The following is a 17,981-nucleotide window of genomic DNA, read 5'->3' as shown; positions in this document are numbered from 1 at the left end:
ACGATGGCACGGCGGAGGTCAGCAGGAGCGCTAGGCGAAACCGCCGTTGCTCATCAGCAGCTGTCCGTTGACCCACTGGCCCTTCGGTGAGCAGAGGAAGTCCACGAGGTGGGCGGTGTCCTGCGGGGCGCCGAGGCGGCCCAGCGGTGTCTGGCGAAGCAGGTGCTCGCGCATCTCGTCGGACATCCAGCCGGTGTCCACCGGCCCTGGATTGATGACGTTGGCGGTGACGCCGAGGTGAGCGAGCTCGTGAGCGGCGGCCATGGTGATGCGGTCCAGGGCTCCCTTACTCGCTCCGTAGGGAAGATTGCCCACGGTGTGGTCGCTGGTGAGGCTGATGACACGTCCGGTTCCGGGAACGCCGGTGAACCGTCGGCCGTACTCGCGGATCAGTAGCCAGGTGGCGCGGGCGTTGACCGCGAAGTGGCGGTCGAAGCTCTCGACCGTGGTGTCGAGCAGGCCGGAGTCGACCGACTCGCAATGACACATCACCAGGGCGGTGACGCCGCCGAGGTGACGCTCGGCCTCGTCGAAGATGCGGGCGGGTGCGTCCGGATCCGTGAGGTCGGCCTCGACGGCCACCGTGTCCGCGCCGCGCGCCGTGAGCTCTCGGGTGATGTCGTCAGTCGCTCCCTTCTCGACGCCCCAGGGCATGCGCTGGTCATAGGGCGTCCAGTACGTGAAGGCGATGTTCCAGCCGGACGCGGCGAGTTGGCGGGCTGTACCGGCGCCGATGCCGACCGTGCGGCCGACGCCGGTCACCAGCGCCAGTGGCCGGGGTCCGTCAAAGCCGTGGTCCTCTCCGGTGTTTGTCACAGCATCAGATCGTTCGCGACCGGCGCCGGTGGGGCAAGCGCTTTTGTCCGCGCGCTTCCCGTTCCCCGGACATCCCGGGCTCGCGAGCCCGGCCTGACTTCGAAAGCCTGTGACCAGCCGATGTCAGCCAGAAGCCGTACATGCCAAGGGCATTGACCACGGCGGGAGTTCGGGTGGCGGGCGGCCTTGGCTAATCTGCACGGGTGACCACCGACCTGACCTTGCTGCCGCGTGTCGCCTGTCGCGGACAGGAAGTCACCGCGCCCCGGCTCCGCGGCCTCCTCGCGCTGCTGGCGGGTGACTTGCGCACGGGCTGCAGCACCGAGCGGCTGGTGGCCGGGCTGTGGCCGGACGCGTTGCCGGAGCGGCCCGGAAAGGCGCTGCAGGTCCTCGTGTCCCGGGCGCGGGCGCAGCTGGGCGCCGACGTCATCGCCAGTACGCCGACCGGATACCGGCTCACCCTCACCGAGCAGCAGGTCGACAGCTCCGCCCTGTTGGTGCACGCCGCCGCGAGCGCGGACCGGGCCAGGGCCGGGGACCACGCGGGCTCGCTGGCCGCGGCCGAGGCCGGGCTCGCGCTGTGGGAGGGCACCCCTGACGAGGCCGGCGACAGCGACGACCCCGTGGTCGCGCTGCGCACCGAGCGCGCCCCCGTCCGCGACGCGATCGTCCGCGGGCGGGCCCTCGCGCTCGCCCGGCTGGGGCGGCACGCGGAAGCGGCCGGGCCGCTGGCCGCGGCCGCCGCGGAGCATCCACGCGACGAGGAGGTGCTCGCCGAGTTGCTGCGCTGCGAGGCGGCGACGGCGGGCCCGTCCGCCGCGCTGACGCGGTACGAGGCCTACCGCCGTCAGCTGCGCGATCAGCTCGGGACGAATCCGGGCGCCGGGCTCAAGGCCGTACAGCAGGAGCTGCTGCGCGGCGAGGCGCCGGTGGTCAGGCACGGCGTGCCGCATGAGCCGAACCCGCTCCTCGGCCGGGACGAGGACGTCGCGGCGGTGCAGCGGCTGCTGCGCGCCTCCCGCGCCGTCACCGTCGTCGGCCCCGGCGGCCTCGGCAAGACCCGGCTCGCGTACGCCGTCAGCCGCCGGGCCGAGCAGCGCCTGGTGCATTTCGTGCCGCTCGCCGGCGTCACCTCGGACGCGGACGTGGCCGCGGAGGTGGCCTCCGCGCTCGGGGCGGGCGAGGTGCGGCCGGGCGCCGTGAGCGGCCACGCGGCGGCCGATCCGGTCCCCGGCATCATCGGCGCGCTCGGCTCCGGGCCCGCGCTGCTGGTGCTGGACAACTGCGAGCAGGTCGTCCGGGGCGCCGCCGACCTCGTACGGGCCCTGGTCTCGTCCTCGAAGGACCTGCGGGTGCTCGCCACCAGCCGGGCCCCGCTCGGCCTCACCTCGGAGGCGGTGTACGCGCTGCCGGAGCTCGGTCTCGGCACCTCGGTGGAGCTGTTCACCCAGCGGGCCCGGGCCGCCCGGCCCGGCGTGGAGCTGCCACCGGACGCGATGGCCGAACTCTGCCGTCACCTCGACGGGCTGCCGCTCGCCGTGGAGCTGGCCGCGGCGCGGGTGCGGGTGCTGTCGGTACCGGACATCGCCCGCCGCCTCGGCGACCGGTTCGCGCTGCTGCGCGGCGGGGCGCGGGACGTGCCGGAGCGCCATCGCACGCTGCACGCGGTCGTGGAGTGGAGCTGGAACCTGCTGGGGCAGGACGCCAGGGCGGCGATGCGCATGCTGTCCGTCTTCCCCGGCGGTTTCTCCGGTGAGGCGGCGGAGCAAGTGCTGGGCGGGGACGCGCTGTTCCTGCTGGAGCAGTTGACCGATCAGTCGCTGCTCACCGTCGCCGACACCCCGGCCGGCGTGCGGTTCCGGATGCTGGAGACCGTACGGGAGTTCAGTGCTGCCCGGAGCGCGGAGGCGGGTGAGGAAGACGAGGCCGTCGGCCGGTTCCTCGGCTGGGCGCGGGACTTCGGGGTCGCGCACCACGACTGGCTCTTCCGCTCGGAACCGCTGACCGACCTGGAGCGGATCAGGGCCGAGCAGGACAACCTCGTGCTGGCCCTGCGGCACGCCCTGGCCCGTTCGGACGGCCCCACCACCGCCGCCCTCACCGCCGTCCTCTCCGCCCTGTGGTCCATCGGTTCCAGCTACCCCCGCCTCGCCGCCCTCGCCGCGGACACCGGCCCGCCGCTGTCCCACTACCACCCCGAGCCCGAATACGTCGAAGTCGCCCGCGCCGCCGCGGTGTTGTGCACGACGAGCCTGTTCATGGGCTACGGCCCGGTCGCCATACGCCAGCTCGTCACCCTCCGGCGGCTGCCCCCGGCCCCGCCGGACACGCTGCTGCGCGCCATCGCGCTGGTGCTGAACGCGGTCCCCGAGATGCTGCCGCCCCACTACGACGTGCTGCAGAAGCTCTGCGACAGCGAGCAGCCACTGCTCGCCGGCACCGCCGAGTGCGTCGCCACCTACGTCTGGGAGTCGGAGCACGACATCGACCGCGCCCTCGCCTCGGCTCGGCGGATCATCGTCGCACTGGGGCCCGCCGACAGCCCGTTCCTGCAGGTCATGGGTCACTCCCGGCTGAGCGAGTTGTGCCTGCAGACGGAGCGGGGCGAGGAAGCGTACGGACACCTCAAGGCAGCGCTCCAGGCGCTGCTGCGGCTCGGCGACGAGCACGACCTCATCGGCATCCGCTGGGGCCTCGTTCTCGCCTGCCTCCAGCGCGGTGACCCCGACGAGGCCGAGTACTGGCTGCGGCAGGCGGAGGGCGCCAACACCACGCAGCAGGACGACTACAGCATGGACCTCCTCGGGCGCGCCGAGATCGCGCTCGCCCGCGGACTGACGGAGGTCGGGCTGGGCCTGTGGCGCAGCGCCGTGCAGCCGCTGCCCGCAGTCGGGTCGATAGACGGCGGCGACCCCTTCTTCGACCGGTGGGTGCTGGAGATCCTGGCGGTGGCGGTGACCGCGCACGCGCACGCCGGCCGTCTCGAGCTCGTCGCGGAGCCGCTCGACCGGTTGGGGCAAGGGCTGCGGAGCCTGCTCTCCGGTCCGTCCGGCTCGCCCATGGAGCTCCCGGTGCTCGGGACGGTGCTGCACGCCCTCGGCATGGCGGGTCTCGCGTCCGGCGACGCCACTGCCGTACGGATGATCGCGCTGGCCGAACGGCTGCGGGCGCTGCGCTCGTTCCAGCCGACGATGTCGGCGGACCGTGCGCGGAAGGCGGCCGAGGACGCCGACAGGGCGGCGTACGCCGACGCCGTGTCGGAGTACGCCGCCCTGGGGCGGGACGAGCTGCGGGAGGCGGCCCGCGCTGTCATGGCGGTTACTTCGGGTCGCGGTTGAACAGCGACGTGGACCAGCGGTAGCCGAGCGCTGTCAGGCCGACGCACCAGGCGATCGCGATCCACCCGTTGTTGCCGATCTCGGTGCCGAGCAGCAGGCCGCGCAGGGTCTCGATGGCGGGCGTGAAGGGCTGGTACTCGGCGATCGGCTGGAACCAGCCCGGGATCGCGTCGATGGGGACGAAGGCGCTCGAGATGAGCGGGAGGAGGATCAGCGGCGTTGCCATGTTGCTGGCCGCCTCGGGGTTCGGGCTGGCCATGCCCATCCCGACCGCGATCCAGGTGAGCGCCAGGGTGAACAGCGCGATCAGCCCGAACGCCGCCAGCCACTCCAGGGCCGAGGCGTCCGTGGACCGGAAGCCGATGGCCACGGCGATGGCACCGACGAGAACCAGGCTGGCCAGCACCTGAAGCACGCTGCCGACGACGTGTCCGACGAGGACGGAGCCGCGGTAGACGGCCATGGTGCGGAAGCGGGCGATGAGGCCCTCGGTCATGTCCATGGAGACAGAGACCGCGGCCCCGATCACGGTGGAGCCGATGGTCATGATCAGGAGGCCCGGGACGAGATAGGCGATGTAGTCGGAGCGGTCGGCGCCGCCGCCACCGATGCCCGCGCTCATCACCCCTCCGAAGACGTAGACGAAGAGCAGCAGCAGCATGATCGGCGTGAGCAGCAGGTTCAGGGTCATGGACGGGTAGCGCCGTGCGTGCAGCAGGTTGCGGCGCAGCATCGTGTTCGAGTCGCGTACGGCGAGGGAGAACCGGGTCGGGCGGGCGGGGGCCAGGGTGCTCATCGGACGGTCTCCTTGGGCTGGTTGGTGACGTTGGTGCCGCCGGTCAGGGCGAAGAACACGTCGTCGAGATCGGGGGTGTGCACGGTCAGTTCGTCCGCCTCGACGCCGGCCGAGTCCAGCCAGTCGAGGACGGCGCGCAGCTCACGCTGGCTGCCGTCGCTGGGGATCTGCAGCGACAGCGCCTCGTCGTGCCGGGTGGCCTCGCGCAGGGCGACGGCGGCGGACTGGTACGCGGCCGGGTCGGTGAACCGCAGCCGCACGTGCCCGCCCGGGATGAGCCGCTTCAGCTCGTCGGCGCTGCCCTCGGCGGCGATCTTGCCGTCGGTCAGCACCGCGATGCGGTCGGCGAGTTCGTCGGCCTCCTCCAGGTACTGGGTGGTGAGGAAGACGGTGACGCCGTCGGAGACGAGTTCACGGATGATCTGCCACATGTTGTGGCGGCTCCGCGGGTCGAGGCCGGTGGTCGGCTCGTCGAGGAAGATGATCCGCGGGTTGCCGACCAGCGTCATGGCGATGTCGAGGCGGCGCTTCATGCCGCCGGAGTAGGTGGAGACGGGCTTCTTCGCGGCTTCCACCAGGTCGAAGCGCTCGAGGAGTTCGGCGGCGGTACGGCGGCCATCGCCGCGGGAGAGGTGGTGCAGGTCCGCCATGAGGAGCATGTTCTCCTCGCCGGTGATCAGGCCGTCGACGGCGGAGAACTGCCCGGTGACGCCGATCGCGGCCCGTACGGCATGCGGGTCGGTGGCCAGGTCGTGGCCGCCGACGTGCAGGTCGCCGGCGTCGGCGGTGATGAGGGTCGAGAGGATTTTGACGGCGGTGGTCTTGCCGGCGCCGTTCGGGCCGAGCAGGGAGAAGACGGTACCGGTCGGCACCGCGAGGTCGATGCCGTCGAGGACCGTCTTGTCCCCGTAGGCCTTGCGCAGCCCCTTGGCCACGATGGCGAGTGAGTGCGATGTCGTTGTCGTCATGCCGCAGAGAGTGCGGCAGGGCGCATTCACCGCGGTTTCACGACGGTTTCAGCGCCCTGGAACCGGGGGCGCCAGGGCGGCTGTGGCGCGCCGGTCCCACGGAAAATCGGTTTTGCGGCTGGGCGACATCACTCGATCATGGGGGGATGACCGAGCAGCTGACGATCAGTACCTTGACCTTGCAGCACAGAATCCTGAACGACTGGGCGGCGGACCCCTGGGCCGAGGTGCGGCCTCTGATCGACGGCGTGGATGTCCTGAAGGAGGTCCATCCGGAAGGCGTGGCGCTGAGTTGCCGGTACTGGAGAGGCCCCGCCGCGGGCTGGCCGCTGGCGGTCACGGAGGAGCCTCGCAGGATCATGATCACCGAGCCGACCTGCACCGCCGGCTGCTGCGGCGCCCTGTACGTCACCATGCGCCGCGAGGGCGATCGGGTGATCTGGGACTCCTGGGAGAACACCAGCGACATCACTGCTCTGCCGGCGGCGATCCGCTTCGATGCCGTCCAGTACGAGGCCGAACTCGCCCGGGCCGCGGCGGACCGCAGTTGGGAGGAGCCGCTGGACACCATCGCCCGGCTCCTCGAACAGACCCTCACGGAAAGCGGCTGGTTCGAGCGGTGGGGCTGTGTCCTCACGAGTGTCTCGCCCCGACGCGAGGAACCCGACTTCCCGGCGGAGCTCACCAGCCCGGAGGGCGTCGATATCGAATTCCAGGACGCCCAGGGGTCAGGCGGCCGTACGGATCATTACGAGTACGAGTTGTTCGTCACCCGCGACCAGTCCGTGGAGGAGCAGGTACGCAGGCTCGCGGCCTCCATACTGGCGGACGATCCGCGAAAGACCGCTGAACGGCGAGATTACTGAGGAGACGTTCGCCGTGTGGCGCAGCCGGTCGGACCACTCGGATAGGCACGGCTGTCCACCCTCACGCTCGCCGACATCGCCCGACCCGATATCGCCGAATTCGCCGGCCAGGTGAAGGATTCGGTTTCGCTGGGGGTCCTGCCCCCCAGGCGCTGACCCCGCACACCCTCACCTCGCCCGAGGCGCTCACCGCCGCCGTGGAGCGGGCCGCCGACGAAGGCTTCGCCCTGGTCGGCCAGGAGTTGGAGGCGGGACTGCGGTCGCCGGCCGTACCGGTCCGGGACCGGAGCGGGCGGGCCGTCGAGGGCCGTGGACGTCGCCCTGCACGCCGGTCCTGAGCCTCCCGAGCACACCCGGGACACCCTGCTCCCCGCCCTGCGCGCCTGCGCCGCCCGCATCGAGTCCGACCTGTCCGTCGCGTCCGCCCACGGTCCCCTGCAGACGGGCTGACCATCCATGTGTGAGCTTTGGCGAGATCCGCGAAGGCGCCGGACCTACCATCGAGGCATGACCGTCGACCTCTTCGCCGGGATTCCCGTCAACGACTACGCAGCGGCACTGACCTGGTATGAACTGCTGTTCGGCTCCCCGCCGACGTTCGTCGCGAGCGACACGGAGGCCGTATGGGAACTCGCGGAGCACCGGTCAGTGGTCATCGAACAACGGCCCGAGCATGCCGGCCACGCTCTGCACACCATCTTCGTCGGGGACCTCGACACCCTCGTCGCCGGGATCACCGGCCGGGGACTGGAGCCCACGAAGCGGGAGACCTACACCAACGGCGTACGCAAGGTCACGTACCACGATCTCGAGGGAAACGAGATCGGCTTCGGCGGCGCTCCGCTCCGCACCGCATCCGGCTGAGTCAGCCCCGCGGCATGTAGGCGGTGGGGCACGGCACGACGGCCGTCACCGTCTTTCCCGCCGCATGGACCCGGACCCGCACCTCCGTCGACAGTTCCTGCACCACGTGCCAGCCGAACCCGCCCGGCTTCCCGGCATCCCATGGCATCGGCCGCAGTGGCAGCCGGCTGGCGTCCGCCACCGACACCGTCACCCTCCCCGGGCCCGCGTCCAACCGGAATCCGGTCACCCCGCCGGCATGCTGCACCGCGTTGGCGATCAGCTCCGACACCACCAGCAGCACCGCCTCCACCCCGCTTCCGCCGTCCGGCGCGGCCACCGACAAGAAGCCCCGGGCCACGTTCCTGGCCTGCTCAGCCGTGCGCACGCTGCCGTCGTCGGCGGGATCCTGCTCATGCCCGGACGCATACACCATCGCGGTCTCCGGAGTTTCGGTACCCAGACCCCTCCGCCTGCCCCCGATGGGACACATCACGCACAAAATCAGCCACTGGCTGACATTCTTCGCAGAGAAACGGACTACCAGTCCGTCTGGGAGAGGGCCTTTCCGGGCACACCGCGTGTGTTGCCGACGGCCCCGTCCCATAACCTCGTGCAGGGAAACGTCCGATGCCGTGGGTATGTATGCACTCTGGGGAGGCGATGGTGCTCGGTAGGGGCACGTATTTGCTCGCGGGCGCCGTGATCGCGGCCTGCATGGTGGCCATCGGCCCCAATGCACCACGCGGTGCCCTCTTCGCCGGGTCGCTGCCCGCCGAAGCCGTCAAGGATGCCGTACCGAACCGGGTCATGACGTGGAACATCTGCAATCCCTGCGAGGTGAGCAACGTCGACCGGGCGGCGGAGATCGCCACGTACGCGCCGCAGGTCATCGGCCTGCAAGAAGCGTGCGTGCGTGACGTCGAAAGCATCCGGGACTATCTGAAGAGCCGTCACGGGCTGGTCTACCACGTCAAGTACGGGTCGGTTCTTCGGAACTGGGGCCGCTGCGGGGGCGCGCTGTGGAGTCCGGGGGGCTACGGCCAGGCGGTTCTCTCGGCGGCACCGATGACGGACCACGTCACCGTCGAGTACCCCGACGGTGGATCCGAGGACCGCGGCTACATGGCGGTCACCACCACGGTGGACGGCCGGGCCGTCCGGGTCTTCAACACACATTTCGCCGAACGACGTCAAGAGGCAGTCCGGGCAGACCAGGCCGGCGTACTCGCCGCAGCCGTCGCCCGGCACGACCGCGCGATCGTTCTCGGCGACTTCAACGCCGTGCCGAACGCCCCCGAACTCACCAAGATGTGGGCATTGGCCACGGATACGGATCCCCAGTGCCGCCCCTCGGCCATCGGCGACTGCGAGACGACCACCGACTGGCAGAGCAAGTTCGACTACGTCTTCCTGCGAGGCATCGTCCCCGTCGAGCACCGTGTGCATCCGTCCGCCGCCTCGGACCACCACCTGCTGCACACCGACGTGGACATGACTTAGGGGTCCTTTCACTATGAGCGTCCGATCAGGTCGCGTGGTCTGGTGCCGTGCATCGCAAGGCGCCGGAGCGGCCGCGATGGGGGTCCCCCCGCGCGAGGTTGTTCGAGCGTGGGGGAGGAGCCACGTGGGCGTTTCGGCAACGCGGCGAGGTGCGGTGCCAGACCACGCGACCCGGACGGGCATAGTGAAAGGACCCCTTAAGTGGGCATCCTGGCCGGACGGTCCGTTGATCGCGAGTGTTCGCGGCCTCTGTTGGGGCCGGAACGCGACGCAGGACCCGGCTGCCAGCCTGACCCGCCGGGCCTGCCCTAACGCGTCCTCACGAACCGGGCCCGCCGGCCCGGCGCCAGGCGCTCGGTCGCGTACCGCACAGTGATCCGCGGCAGCTCGGCGAGATGCCGGTCGAGGAAATCCACCAACATCTGCTCGTCCCGGCGGCCGATCTCCCTGAGCATCCACCCCAACGCCTTGTGGATCAGCGGCTCCGGATCGCGGCGCAGCCTGAGCACGAGCCGGAGTGTCGGCTCGAAGCGACCGGCACGGATCAGTGCCAACGTGGCCAGCACGGCGATCCTGCGGTCCCACAACCTCGCCGACCCGGCCAGCTCATCGAGCACGTCCGACACGTCGAGCGGTCCGTCCAGCAGCCACGGCCCCAGCACGACATGCGCGGAACCATCCACCAGATCCCAGTTGTCCACGCAGTCGGTGCGCGCCAGATAGAAATCGGCCAGTGCCTTCCGGTCGGCGCCCCGCGCACCGCGTACCTGCTCGGCCAGGACCAGCAGACCGGTGAACCGCTCCTCATGCACCCGGCTGTGCAGCAGAACGTCCACGTCCCCCAGGGACAACTCCCGGTACCGCCGGGCCAGTCCGCGCATCACCGGAACGCGTACGCCGATCAGCTCGTCGTCGTCCGCAGGGCTGAGCACCCGCACCAACTGCGCCCGGACACGGGGCTCCGCATGATCCCTCAGCTCGGACCGCAGGATGGTCAGGGCACCAGTCGTCATGCTGACGAACGCTAGCGCCCGAAGCGTGCGATCTGTACCGAGTTCGGCGGGCTGACAATCAAGTCCTGTGCGGTCGAGTCGGTTCCCCTCGGATGTCGCAATCCGACGCCGCTCAGTCCCCCGACCGGCGCGCGAGCATGCCGCCGCGTTTCAGCGAGCTGAGGACGAGCGAGGTCTCCACGGACGCCACGTCCCGCAGCCAGGGCGCCCGGGTGACGAAGTCGTACAGCGCCGACTCGCTGGGCAGCGCCGCCAGCACCAGGATCTGGTGCTCCCCGGTGACGAAACTGGCGTACCGGACGTGGACGTTGTCCGCCAGCGCCGCGGCCACCGCCTCGGCCCGGGCCGGAGCGACGCGTACCCGCAGCATCGCCTCCACCGGCAGGCCGAGCAGTGCCGGCTCGATCACCGCGCGGATGCGTACCCTGCCCTCCCGCCGCAGCGCGCCCAGGCGCCGCCGTGCGGTGGCTTCCGACACCCCCGTGACGCGGCCGAGTTCCTCATAGGTGCACCGCCCGTCCTCGGCGAGCGCGTTCAGGAGCAGCCGGTCCGACCGGGAGAGTTCGTGTGTCGCGTCGGCGGGCGGCATCACGTCTGCGTCGGCCGAGGACGGTGCGGGCACCTCGGAGGGGTTCTCGAGCGTGGCGATCTCGTCGTCGGTGAGCAGACCGGAGTGCCACTCGCGGATCGTACGGATGTGGCGCAGCACCGGCAGCGTGAACGTCTCCAACATGCCGGGCAGGCCCGGCAGTTCGTCCATCACCAGGCTCACCAGCCGGTCCCGGGGACAGAGCAGCTCCGCGACACAGTCCGGGGAGCCGGTCAGCACATGGGTGAAGACACAGTCGGACCGGCGGGCCAGCGCGCTCGCGACCATCCGCGCCTGTCCCGGGGCGCAGCGCACACCGACCACCGCGCTGCGGCCGTGCAGCGCCATGGCGCCGATCCGCACCAGCCCGGAGTCCAGCAGCCGGGTTCCCCGGCGGACGACGGTGCGCTCGGCCTCGCCCAGCGCTGCCGCGATGCGGTGCCACGAGGCCCTGCCGTCGATCTGCAGGGCGCTGATGATGCGGCGATCCAGCGAATCCGCCACGGGACCGGTCTGCTGTGCATTCATCGCACCAAGCATATGGCCGATTCCGTCACCTCGGCCGAGATTCTTGTTCCCTTCCGTCATCGTGTCCGAGTCTGCGGGTGACACCCGATGAGCCGCACGAACCGATGACTCCCGCTCAATGAACGTACGGAGATGATCGACGTGACCTCGACGCAAGGAACCCCGCTCCGGGATCAGGCAGTTGCACCCGCTGAGCCCGCCCAGGCCCCGGCCACCAGGCGAGGCCGACTGGCTCTGCTGGGCCCCGGCCTGGTCCTGGCGGCCGCGAGCGTGGGCGCCGGCGACATGGTGACGTCCCTCGCGGGCGCCTCCGGGTACGGGATGGCGCTGCTGTGGGCGATCCTCATCGGCGTCGTCCTGAAATTCGTCCTCACCGAGGCGGTGGGGCGGCTGTACATGGCGACCGGCCAGACCGTGATCGCCAGCCTGCGGTCGGTCGGACGCTGGCTGCCCGCCGCGTTCTTCGTCTTCGTCCTGGTGATCGGACTGTTGTACGGGGCCGCCCTGAGCTCGGTGGCCTCGCTGGCCCTGTCCACGCTGTTCCCCGCGCTCCCCGCGCGGCCGCTGGGCATCGCGATCGCGCTGGCATCCGCCGCGCTCGTGTACGTCGGCCGGTACGCGCTCTTCGAGCGGGTGATGAGCGTCTTCATCCTCGTCAAGTTCCTCGGCATGGTCGTCCTGGCGGTGGCCATGCTCGCCACCGTCGACGATCTGCCGGGCCTCGTCTCCACGATGCGCCCGAGGCTGCCGGAGGGGGATGTGGTGACGGTGCTCGCCCTCATCGGTGGCGTCGGCGGCACGGCCGGGATCGCCTCGTACAGCTACTGGGTACGGGAGAAGGGCTGGCACCATCGCAGCTGGCTGCCCGTCATGCGGGCCGACTCGGCGGTCAGTTACGCCATCACCTTCCTCTTCGTGCTCTGCACGACCATCGTGGGGACGGGCCTGCTGTACGGCACCGGCAACACCATCAGCGGCAACGACGGCCTGGCCGCGCTCGCCGACCCGCTCGGCGCGGACCTCGGGTCGGCGGCCCGCGTCCTGTTCCTCCTGACCTTCTTCTTCGTGACGCTCAGCGCCCTCGTCGGTGGCTTCAACGCCCTGTGCTACCTGCTGGCGGACTCCCTGCGGACGATGCGCGGCGTTCCGGAGGCCGATGCCGCGCCCCACATGGCGCAGAACAGCAGGCCCTTCCGCGCCTTCGTCCTCTATTGCGCGGCCGCGTCGGCCGCCGTCACGTTCATGGGGAAGCCGGTCGCCCTGGTGCTGACCTACGCCGCCTTCGGGTCCCTGATCCTGCCGCTGCTGTCCGGGGCCCTGCTGGTGCTGCTCAACCGGCGGGGCATCGAGCCGCTGTACCGCAACAGGGTCATGTCGAACGTGCTGCTGTCCGGCGCCTTCCTCCTGTTCGGGGTGCTGGCCGTCGTACAGATCAAGGAAACGTTCTGAGAGGTCTGGAGCCGTAGTGAAGCCCATGAACGAGACAAATGGAACGGATGAACTCTGCTTCCGGAGCGCCACCGATCTCGCCGCCGCGATCCGGCGCCGTGAGGTGTCCGCCCGGGAGGTCGTCACCGCCCACCTGGAACAGATCGAACGGGTCGATCCGGCGGTGAACGCCGTCGTCACCCTGGTCGCCGACCAGGCGCTGGAAGAGGCGGCCAAGGCCGACGCGCGGCTGCTGTCGGGCGCAGAGGTCGGCCCGCTGCACGGCCTGCCCGTCGCGCACAAGGACCTGCACGACACCGCCGGCATCCGGACCACGTACGGTTCGCCGATCTTCGCCGACCGGGTCCCCGACCGGGACCACCTGGTCGTCGAGCGTCTGAAGAACGCCGGGGCCATCACCCTGGGCAAGACCAACGTCCCCGAACTCGGCATGGGTTCGCACACCGTCAACAAGGTGTTCGGGCCCACCCGCAACCCGTACGACCTCTCCCGCAGCGCGGGCGGCAGCAGCGGCGGCGCGGGGGCCGCGCTCGCCTGCGGGATGCTGCCGATCGCCGACGGCAGTGACACCGGCGGCTCGCTGCGCAATCCCGCCTGCTTCAACAACGTCGTGGGGCTGCGCCCGTCCCCCGGGCGCGTTCCCTCCTGGCCCGACAAGGCGCCCTGGGGGCAGCTGTCGGTGAAGGGGCCGATGGCCAGGACGGTGACGGACGTGGCACTGGTCCTGTCCGTGCTCGCGGGCCCCGATCCACGCAGCCCGCTCGCCCTGGAGACACCGGGCTCCGCCTTCGCGGGACCCCTGGACGGCGACGTGCGCGGCCTTCGCGTGGCCTGGTCGGGCGACCTCGGCGGGACCGTGCCCGTCGACGCAGAGGTACGGGCCGCGCTCGAACCGGCGGTCGAGGCGTTCGCCTCGCTGGGCTGCGAGATCGAGGAGGCCTGCCCGGATCTGTCCGGGGCCGACGACGTCTTCCTCGTCCAGCGTGCCTGGCAGATGGAACTCGCCTACGGCCCCCTGCTCGACGAGCACCGCGACCGGATGGCCCCGGACGTGGTGTGGAACATCGAGGAGGGACGCGCGCTCACCGGCCCGGACCTCGGCCGGGCCCAGCTCCTGCAGGCCGCCCTCTACCACCGCGTCCGGGAGTTCTTCGAGACGTACGACCTTCTGCTGCTGCCGGTCAGCCAGGTCGCCCCGTTCGACCTCCGGCTCCCCTATCCCGCCTCCGTGGACGGCACGGCGATGGAGACCTACTTGGACTGGATGCGCTCGGCCTACCTGATCTCCGTCACCGGTTGTCCCGCGCTGTCGGTACCGGCCGGTTTCACCCCACAGGGTCTGCCCGTCGGGCTTCAAGTGGTCGGCCCCCACCGGCAGGAGTGGGCGGTGCTGCGGGCCGGGTACGCCATCGAGCAGGCGCTGCGGACCGGCGAGCGCAGGCCGCCCGTCGCCCTGAAGGACAGGAGTGCCGCATGACCCCGCGCAACACCGTCGTGCCCCCGCGCACCACCGCCGTGCGCCCGCGCACCGCCCTCGTGATCGGCGCCGGCATGACCGGACTGGCGACCGCCTGGTTCCTCCAGGAGGCCGGCGTCGAGGTCACCGTCGTCGACCGTCGGCATGTCGCGGCCGGCGCGTCGTGGGGAAACGCCGGCTGGCTCTCCCCCGCCCTCGCCGTACCGCTGCCCGAGCCGGGCGCCCTGCGGCTCGGGTTGCGCACCCTGCTCTCGCCGGCCTCGCCCCTCTACATCCCGCCCCGCGCGGACCCGCGGCTGGCCCGGTTCCTGCTGTCGTTCAGCCGCAACTGCACTCCGCGGCGCTGGCGCGTCGCGATGAGCGCCCTCGCCCCGCTGAACCGGCAGGCGCTGACCGCGTACGACGAACTCGCCCGAGGCGGCGTCGCCGAACCGACCCGGGCGAGCGACCCGTGCCTCATCGCCTTCACCACCGAGGCCGCCCGCGCGCCGTTCGTCCATGAGCTGGAGGCGGTACGCGCGGCGGGCCAGAGCGTCGACTACGACCTGCTCTCCGGCGCCGAGGCCCGCAACCAGGAGCCGGCGCTGTCGGAACGGACGGACGCCGCCGTACGGCTGCACGGCCAGCGTTTCCTGAACCCAGGAGCCTATGTCACGGCGCTCGCCGACGAGGTGCGCGAGCGAGGCGGCAAGATCGTCGAGGGTCTGCGGGTCACCCGGATCCAGGATCACGGGAGCGAAGTCGCGGTGGCCGGCTCCGACGGTACGGATCTGCGTGCCGACGTCGCTGTTCTCGCCAACGGAGCCTGGCTGAACCGGCTGGCGGCGCCCTTCGGTGTACGCGCCGCCGTGCAGTCCGGCCGTGGCTACAGCTTCACCCTGCCCGCCGAGGGACTGCCCACGGGGCCCACGTACTTCGCCGCCCAGCGCGTGGTCTGCACACCGCTCGGCATGGGGGTCCCCCCGCTCGAGCGAAGTCGAGAGTGGGGGAGGGTACGGGTCGCCGGGATGATGGAGTTCACCGCCCCCGACCGGCCCGCGGACCCCCGCCGGGTCCAAGCCGTCATCGACGCGGCCCGTCCCATGCTGCCCGGCGCCGACTTCAGCCGCCGCAGCGACGAATGGGCGGGCCCACGCCCCTGCACCGCCGACGGTCTGCCCCTCGTCGGCCCGACCCGCTCACCGCGCGTCCACGTCTGCGGTGGCCACGGCATGTGGGGCATCGCTCTGGGCCCGCTGAGCGGCAGACTCCTCGCCGAGTCGATCGTGACCGGGCGAAGCCCCGCAGAGCTCACTCCGCTGCATCCGCTGCGCTGAACCGCCGGAGACACCGTAAGCCGATCCAGGCCGTCAGCCGTCAGCCCGGATCGGATCGGCCTTGTCGAATGCGCCGGTTCCCGATCGACGTGAGAGTAAAGGCAGGGCATCCCAGGATTTCAGGAGCACCCCATCGTGACCGTAACAGCGGATATGGCCATCTCCCTCGACGGCTACGTCGCCGGCACCGACGTCTCCGTCGACAACCCGGGCGGCGAAGGCGCCGAGCCGCTCTTCGAGTGGATCCACAACCTGGCGAGCTGGCGGCAGCGCCAGGGGATGACCGGCGGGGAGGAGAACCGCGACTCCGAGTTGATGCGCGAGTGGTTCGACGCCACCGGAGCCGTGGTCATGGGCCGGATGATGTACGACACGGGTGAGAAGTTCTGGGGCGACAACCCGCCGTTCCGGACGCCGGTCTTCGTGCTCACCCACCGGCCCCGGCCGGCCCTGGTCAAGGAGGGCGGCACCACCTTCACCTTCGTCACCGACGGCATCCACAGCGCCCTGGATCAGGCAAAGGCCGCCGCCGGAGACAGGAACGTCGACATCGCGGGCGGCGCCGGCACGGTGCAGCAGTACCTCAGGGAGGGACTCATCGACGAGCTGCAGTTGCACGTGGTGCCCGCCCTCCTGGGAGAAGGACTGCGGCTCTTCGAGGGGGTGGGCACCGGGCGGCGCAAGACCGAGCGGGTCAGGGTGGTCGACACGCCCCTCGCCACTCACCTGAAGTACCGCTTCGTGAAGTGACCCTGCGCTAGCGCGCCGCCGGCCGCGCGTGCCGTACGGCATTCAGGAGGCTGTCCCACGACTCCTGGAACTTCTGGATCCCTTCGGTCTCGAGCACGTGGGCGACATTGCGGAGGGAAATGCCCAGGCCTGCGAGGACATCGAGATCGGCGCGGGCCTGCTCGTAGGTGCCGGTGACGGTGTTGCCGTTGATCTCGCCGTGGTCGGCGGTGGCGTCGAGGGTGGCCTCCGGCATGGTGTTGACCGTGCCCGGTGCCACCAGCCCGGTGACGTACAGGGTGTCGGGACGAGACGGGTCCTTGACGCCCGTCGAGGCCCACAGAGGACGCTGCTTGTTCGCCCGGGCCCCGTGGAGGGTCGCCCAGCGGCCGGAGGGCCGGCTCGAACCGTCGGCGGAGCCGAACACCTCCTCGTACGCCCGGTAGGCGAGACGGGCGTTGGCCAGGGCGGCTGTGCCGCGGGCCCGCCTCGCCTCGGAACTGCCGATCGCGTCGAGGCGCTTGTCGACCTCGGCGTCGACGCGGGACACGAAGAAGGACGCCACGGAGTGGATCTTCGAGAGGTCGAGACCCGCTGCCCCGGCCTTCTCCAGGCCGTCCAGGTAGGCGTCCATGACCTCGCCGTAGCGCTCCACCGAGAAGATCAGCGTGACATTGACACTGATGCCGAGGCTGACGGCCTCGGTGATCGCCGGGAGACCCGCCTTGGTGGCCGGGATCTTGATGAGCGTGTTGGGGCGGTCCACCAGCCAGGCGAGCTGCTTGGCCTCGGCGACGGTCGCGGCCGTACCGTGCGCGAGACGTGGGTCGACCTCGATGGAGACCCAGCCGTCGTGGCCGCCGGTGGCGTCGAACACCGGCCGCAGGATGTCGGCCGCCTCCCGGACATCCGCCGTCGTGATCATGCGGACCGCCTCGGCGACCGTCACCCCCCGCAGCGCCAGTTCACGGATCTGGTCCGCGTAGTCGTCACCCCTGCCGACCGCCTGCTGAAAGATGGTGGGGTTGGTGGTCACACCGACGACGTGCTTGCGCTTGATCAGATCGGCGAGGTCGCCGGAGGTGATCCGCCTGCGAGAGAGGTCGTCGAGCCAGATCGCGACGCCTTCATCGGAGAGGCGCTTGAGTGGGTCACCGGTCATGGGCGTTGCTTCTCCTACCTGCTGCGGCTTGCTTTCACGGTCACCGTCCGGGGCGGCGAGGGCGTCACGAGCCGCGCTGGCCACGTTCTCGGCGGTGAAGCCGAACTCGCGGAAGAGCACCTTGGCGTCGGCCGAAGCACCGAAGTGTTCGAGGGAAACGATGCGACCGGCGTCGCCCACGTACTTGCGCCAGGTGAGACCGATGCCGGCCTCGACCGCGACGCGGGCCTTCACGGACGGCGGCAGGACGCTCTCGCGGTACTCCGCGGGCTGCTCCTCGAACCACTCCACGGACGGCATCGAGACGACCCGTGTGCCGACTCCCTCGGCCTCCAGCCGCTCCCGCGCGGCGACGGCGAGCTGGACCTCGGAACCGGTGCCGATCAGGATCACCTCGGGTGTTCCCGTGGAGGCCTCGAACAGCACGTAACCGCCGCGAGCCGCATCCGGGTTCGGCGCGTACGTCGGCACGCCCTGGCGGGTGAGCGCGAGACCGTGCGGGGCGGGGTCGGTGGCGTGCCGCTTGAGGATCTCGGCCCACGCGGTCGCGGTCTCGTTGGCGTCGGCGGGCCGCACGATGTTCAGGCC

17 protein-coding genes and 1 pseudogene are annotated in these 17,981 nt (G+C 70.9%); 10 read left to right on the top strand and 8 right to left on the bottom strand.

The features are described from left to right. Positions 1-30 precede the first annotated feature (30 nt). On the bottom strand, positions 31-816 hold the full coding sequence (locus ACZ5XS_RS28700; RefSeq protein ID WP_468656070.1) for an SDR family oxidoreductase: 786 nt from the start codon (positions 814-816) through the stop codon (positions 31-33). A 203-nt stretch (positions 817-1,019) separates the two neighbouring features. Here ACZ5XS_RS28700 and ACZ5XS_RS28695 point away from each other — a divergent pair, with 203 nt between their 5' ends. After that, positions 1,020-4,154 carry an ATP-binding protein gene (locus ACZ5XS_RS28695; RefSeq protein ID WP_468656069.1) on the top strand — a complete coding sequence of 1,045 codons (3,135 nt, stop codon included), beginning with the start codon at positions 1,020-1,022 and terminating at the stop codon, positions 4,152-4,154. Here ACZ5XS_RS28695 and ACZ5XS_RS28690 read toward each other — a convergent pair. Both ACZ5XS_RS28690 and ACZ5XS_RS28685 read right to left on the bottom strand, forming a co-directional pair. Next, entirely contained in the window at positions 4,135-4,950 is an 816-nt protein-coding gene (locus ACZ5XS_RS28690; protein ID WP_468656067.1) for an ABC transporter permease, read from the bottom strand. The two genes, ACZ5XS_RS28695 and ACZ5XS_RS28690, sit on opposite strands and share 20 nt — an antisense overlap. Beyond that, a complete protein-coding gene (locus ACZ5XS_RS28685; RefSeq protein ID WP_468656065.1) occupies positions 4,947-5,918 on the bottom strand; it encodes an ATP-binding cassette domain-containing protein in 972 nt (323 codons plus the stop codon). The genes ACZ5XS_RS28690 and ACZ5XS_RS28685 overlap by 4 nt, the downstream gene beginning before the upstream one ends. A gap of 146 nt (positions 5,919-6,064) precedes the next feature. Here ACZ5XS_RS28685 and ACZ5XS_RS28680 point away from each other — a divergent pair, with 146 nt between their 5' ends. The 4 genes from ACZ5XS_RS28680 (at position 6,065) to ACZ5XS_RS28665 (ending at position 7,648) form a co-directional block, all read left to right on the top strand. Then, entirely contained in the window at positions 6,065-6,784 is a 720-nt protein-coding gene (locus tag ACZ5XS_RS28680) for a hypothetical protein (RefSeq protein ID WP_468656063.1), read from the top strand. Between the two features lie 197 nt (positions 6,785-6,981). Continuing rightward, complete coding sequence (locus ACZ5XS_RS28675; protein WP_468656061.1) at positions 6,982-7,122, top strand: hypothetical protein; 141 nt, start codon at positions 6,982-6,984, stop codon at positions 7,120-7,122. Continuing rightward, positions 7,094-7,234 carry a hypothetical protein gene (locus tag ACZ5XS_RS28670; RefSeq protein ID WP_468656288.1) on the top strand — a complete coding sequence of 47 codons (141 nt, stop codon included), beginning with the start codon at positions 7,094-7,096 and terminating at the stop codon, positions 7,232-7,234. Before ACZ5XS_RS28675 ends, ACZ5XS_RS28670 begins: the two co-directional genes overlap by 29 nt. A gap of 57 nt (positions 7,235-7,291) precedes the next feature. Then, the gene (locus tag ACZ5XS_RS28665; protein WP_468656059.1) at positions 7,292-7,648 is read left to right on the top strand and encodes a VOC family protein; all 357 of its coding nucleotides are present in this window, start codon (positions 7,292-7,294) and stop codon (positions 7,646-7,648) included. Between the two features lies 1 nt (position 7,649). Here the strand turns inward: ACZ5XS_RS28665 and ACZ5XS_RS28660 are convergent, their stop codons facing one another. Beyond that, complete coding sequence (locus ACZ5XS_RS28660; protein ID WP_468656057.1) at positions 7,650-8,063, bottom strand: ATP-binding protein; 414 nt, start codon at positions 8,061-8,063, stop codon at positions 7,650-7,652. A 227-nt stretch (positions 8,064-8,290) separates the two neighbouring features. On the opposite strand from ACZ5XS_RS28660, the gene ACZ5XS_RS28655 reads away from it, so the two are divergent. Further along, positions 8,291-9,130, top strand: a complete 840-nt coding sequence (locus ACZ5XS_RS28655) for an endonuclease/exonuclease/phosphatase family protein (protein WP_468656055.1) — start codon at positions 8,291-8,293, stop codon at positions 9,128-9,130. Positions 9,131-9,438: 308 nt separating this feature from the next. On the opposite strand, the gene ACZ5XS_RS28650 is transcribed toward ACZ5XS_RS28655, so the two are convergent. Together ACZ5XS_RS28650 and ACZ5XS_RS28645 are read right to left on the bottom strand one after the other, a co-directional pair. Continuing rightward, positions 9,439-10,143: a DNA alkylation repair protein gene (locus tag ACZ5XS_RS28650; protein WP_468656053.1), complete on the bottom strand. Its 705-nt coding sequence runs from the start codon at positions 10,141-10,143 to the stop codon at positions 9,439-9,441. Positions 10,144-10,255: 112 nt separating this feature from the next. Continuing rightward, a complete protein-coding gene (locus ACZ5XS_RS28645) occupies positions 10,256-11,260 on the bottom strand; it encodes an Lrp/AsnC family transcriptional regulator (RefSeq protein ID WP_468656051.1) in 1,005 nt (334 codons plus the stop codon). A gap of 132 nt (positions 11,261-11,392) precedes the next feature. Between ACZ5XS_RS28645 and ACZ5XS_RS28640 the strand changes: the two genes are divergently transcribed. The 4 genes from ACZ5XS_RS28640 (at position 11,393) to ACZ5XS_RS28625 (ending at position 16,252) form a co-directional block, all read left to right on the top strand. Beyond that, a complete protein-coding gene (locus ACZ5XS_RS28640) occupies positions 11,393-12,709 on the top strand; it encodes an Nramp family divalent metal transporter (protein WP_468656049.1) in 1,317 nt (438 codons plus the stop codon). Between the two features lie 25 nt (positions 12,710-12,734). Next, positions 12,735-14,186, top strand: coding sequence for an amidase (locus tag ACZ5XS_RS28635; protein ID WP_468656047.1), 1,452 nt, complete (start codon positions 12,735-12,737; stop codon positions 14,184-14,186). Beyond that, positions 14,183-15,502, top strand: coding sequence for an NAD(P)/FAD-dependent oxidoreductase (locus ACZ5XS_RS28630; RefSeq protein ID WP_468656045.1), 1,320 nt, complete (start codon positions 14,183-14,185; stop codon positions 15,500-15,502). Before ACZ5XS_RS28635 ends, ACZ5XS_RS28630 begins: the two co-directional genes overlap by 4 nt. A gap of 135 nt (positions 15,503-15,637) precedes the next feature. Further along, positions 15,638-16,252, top strand: a complete 615-nt coding sequence (locus ACZ5XS_RS28625; RefSeq protein WP_468656043.1) for a dihydrofolate reductase family protein — start codon at positions 15,638-15,640, stop codon at positions 16,250-16,252. A 7-nt stretch (positions 16,253-16,259) separates the two neighbouring features. Here the strand turns inward: ACZ5XS_RS28625 and tal are convergent, their stop codons facing one another. Both tal and ACZ5XS_RS28615 read right to left on the bottom strand, forming a co-directional pair. Further along, positions 16,260-17,393, bottom strand: coding sequence for a transaldolase (tal, locus tag ACZ5XS_RS28620; RefSeq protein ID WP_468656280.1), 1,134 nt, complete (start codon positions 17,391-17,393; stop codon positions 16,260-16,262). A 141-nt stretch (positions 17,394-17,534) separates the two neighbouring features. Further along, positions 17,535-17,786: pseudogene (locus tag ACZ5XS_RS28615) on the bottom strand (transketolase-like TK C-terminal-containing protein); the annotation flags it as partial. Positions 17,787-17,981: the final 195 nt, after the last annotated feature.

It is taken from the genome of Streptomyces sp. NPDC033131 (assembly GCF_055578365.1).
This window is presented reverse-complemented; position numbering and strand designations above follow the sequence as displayed.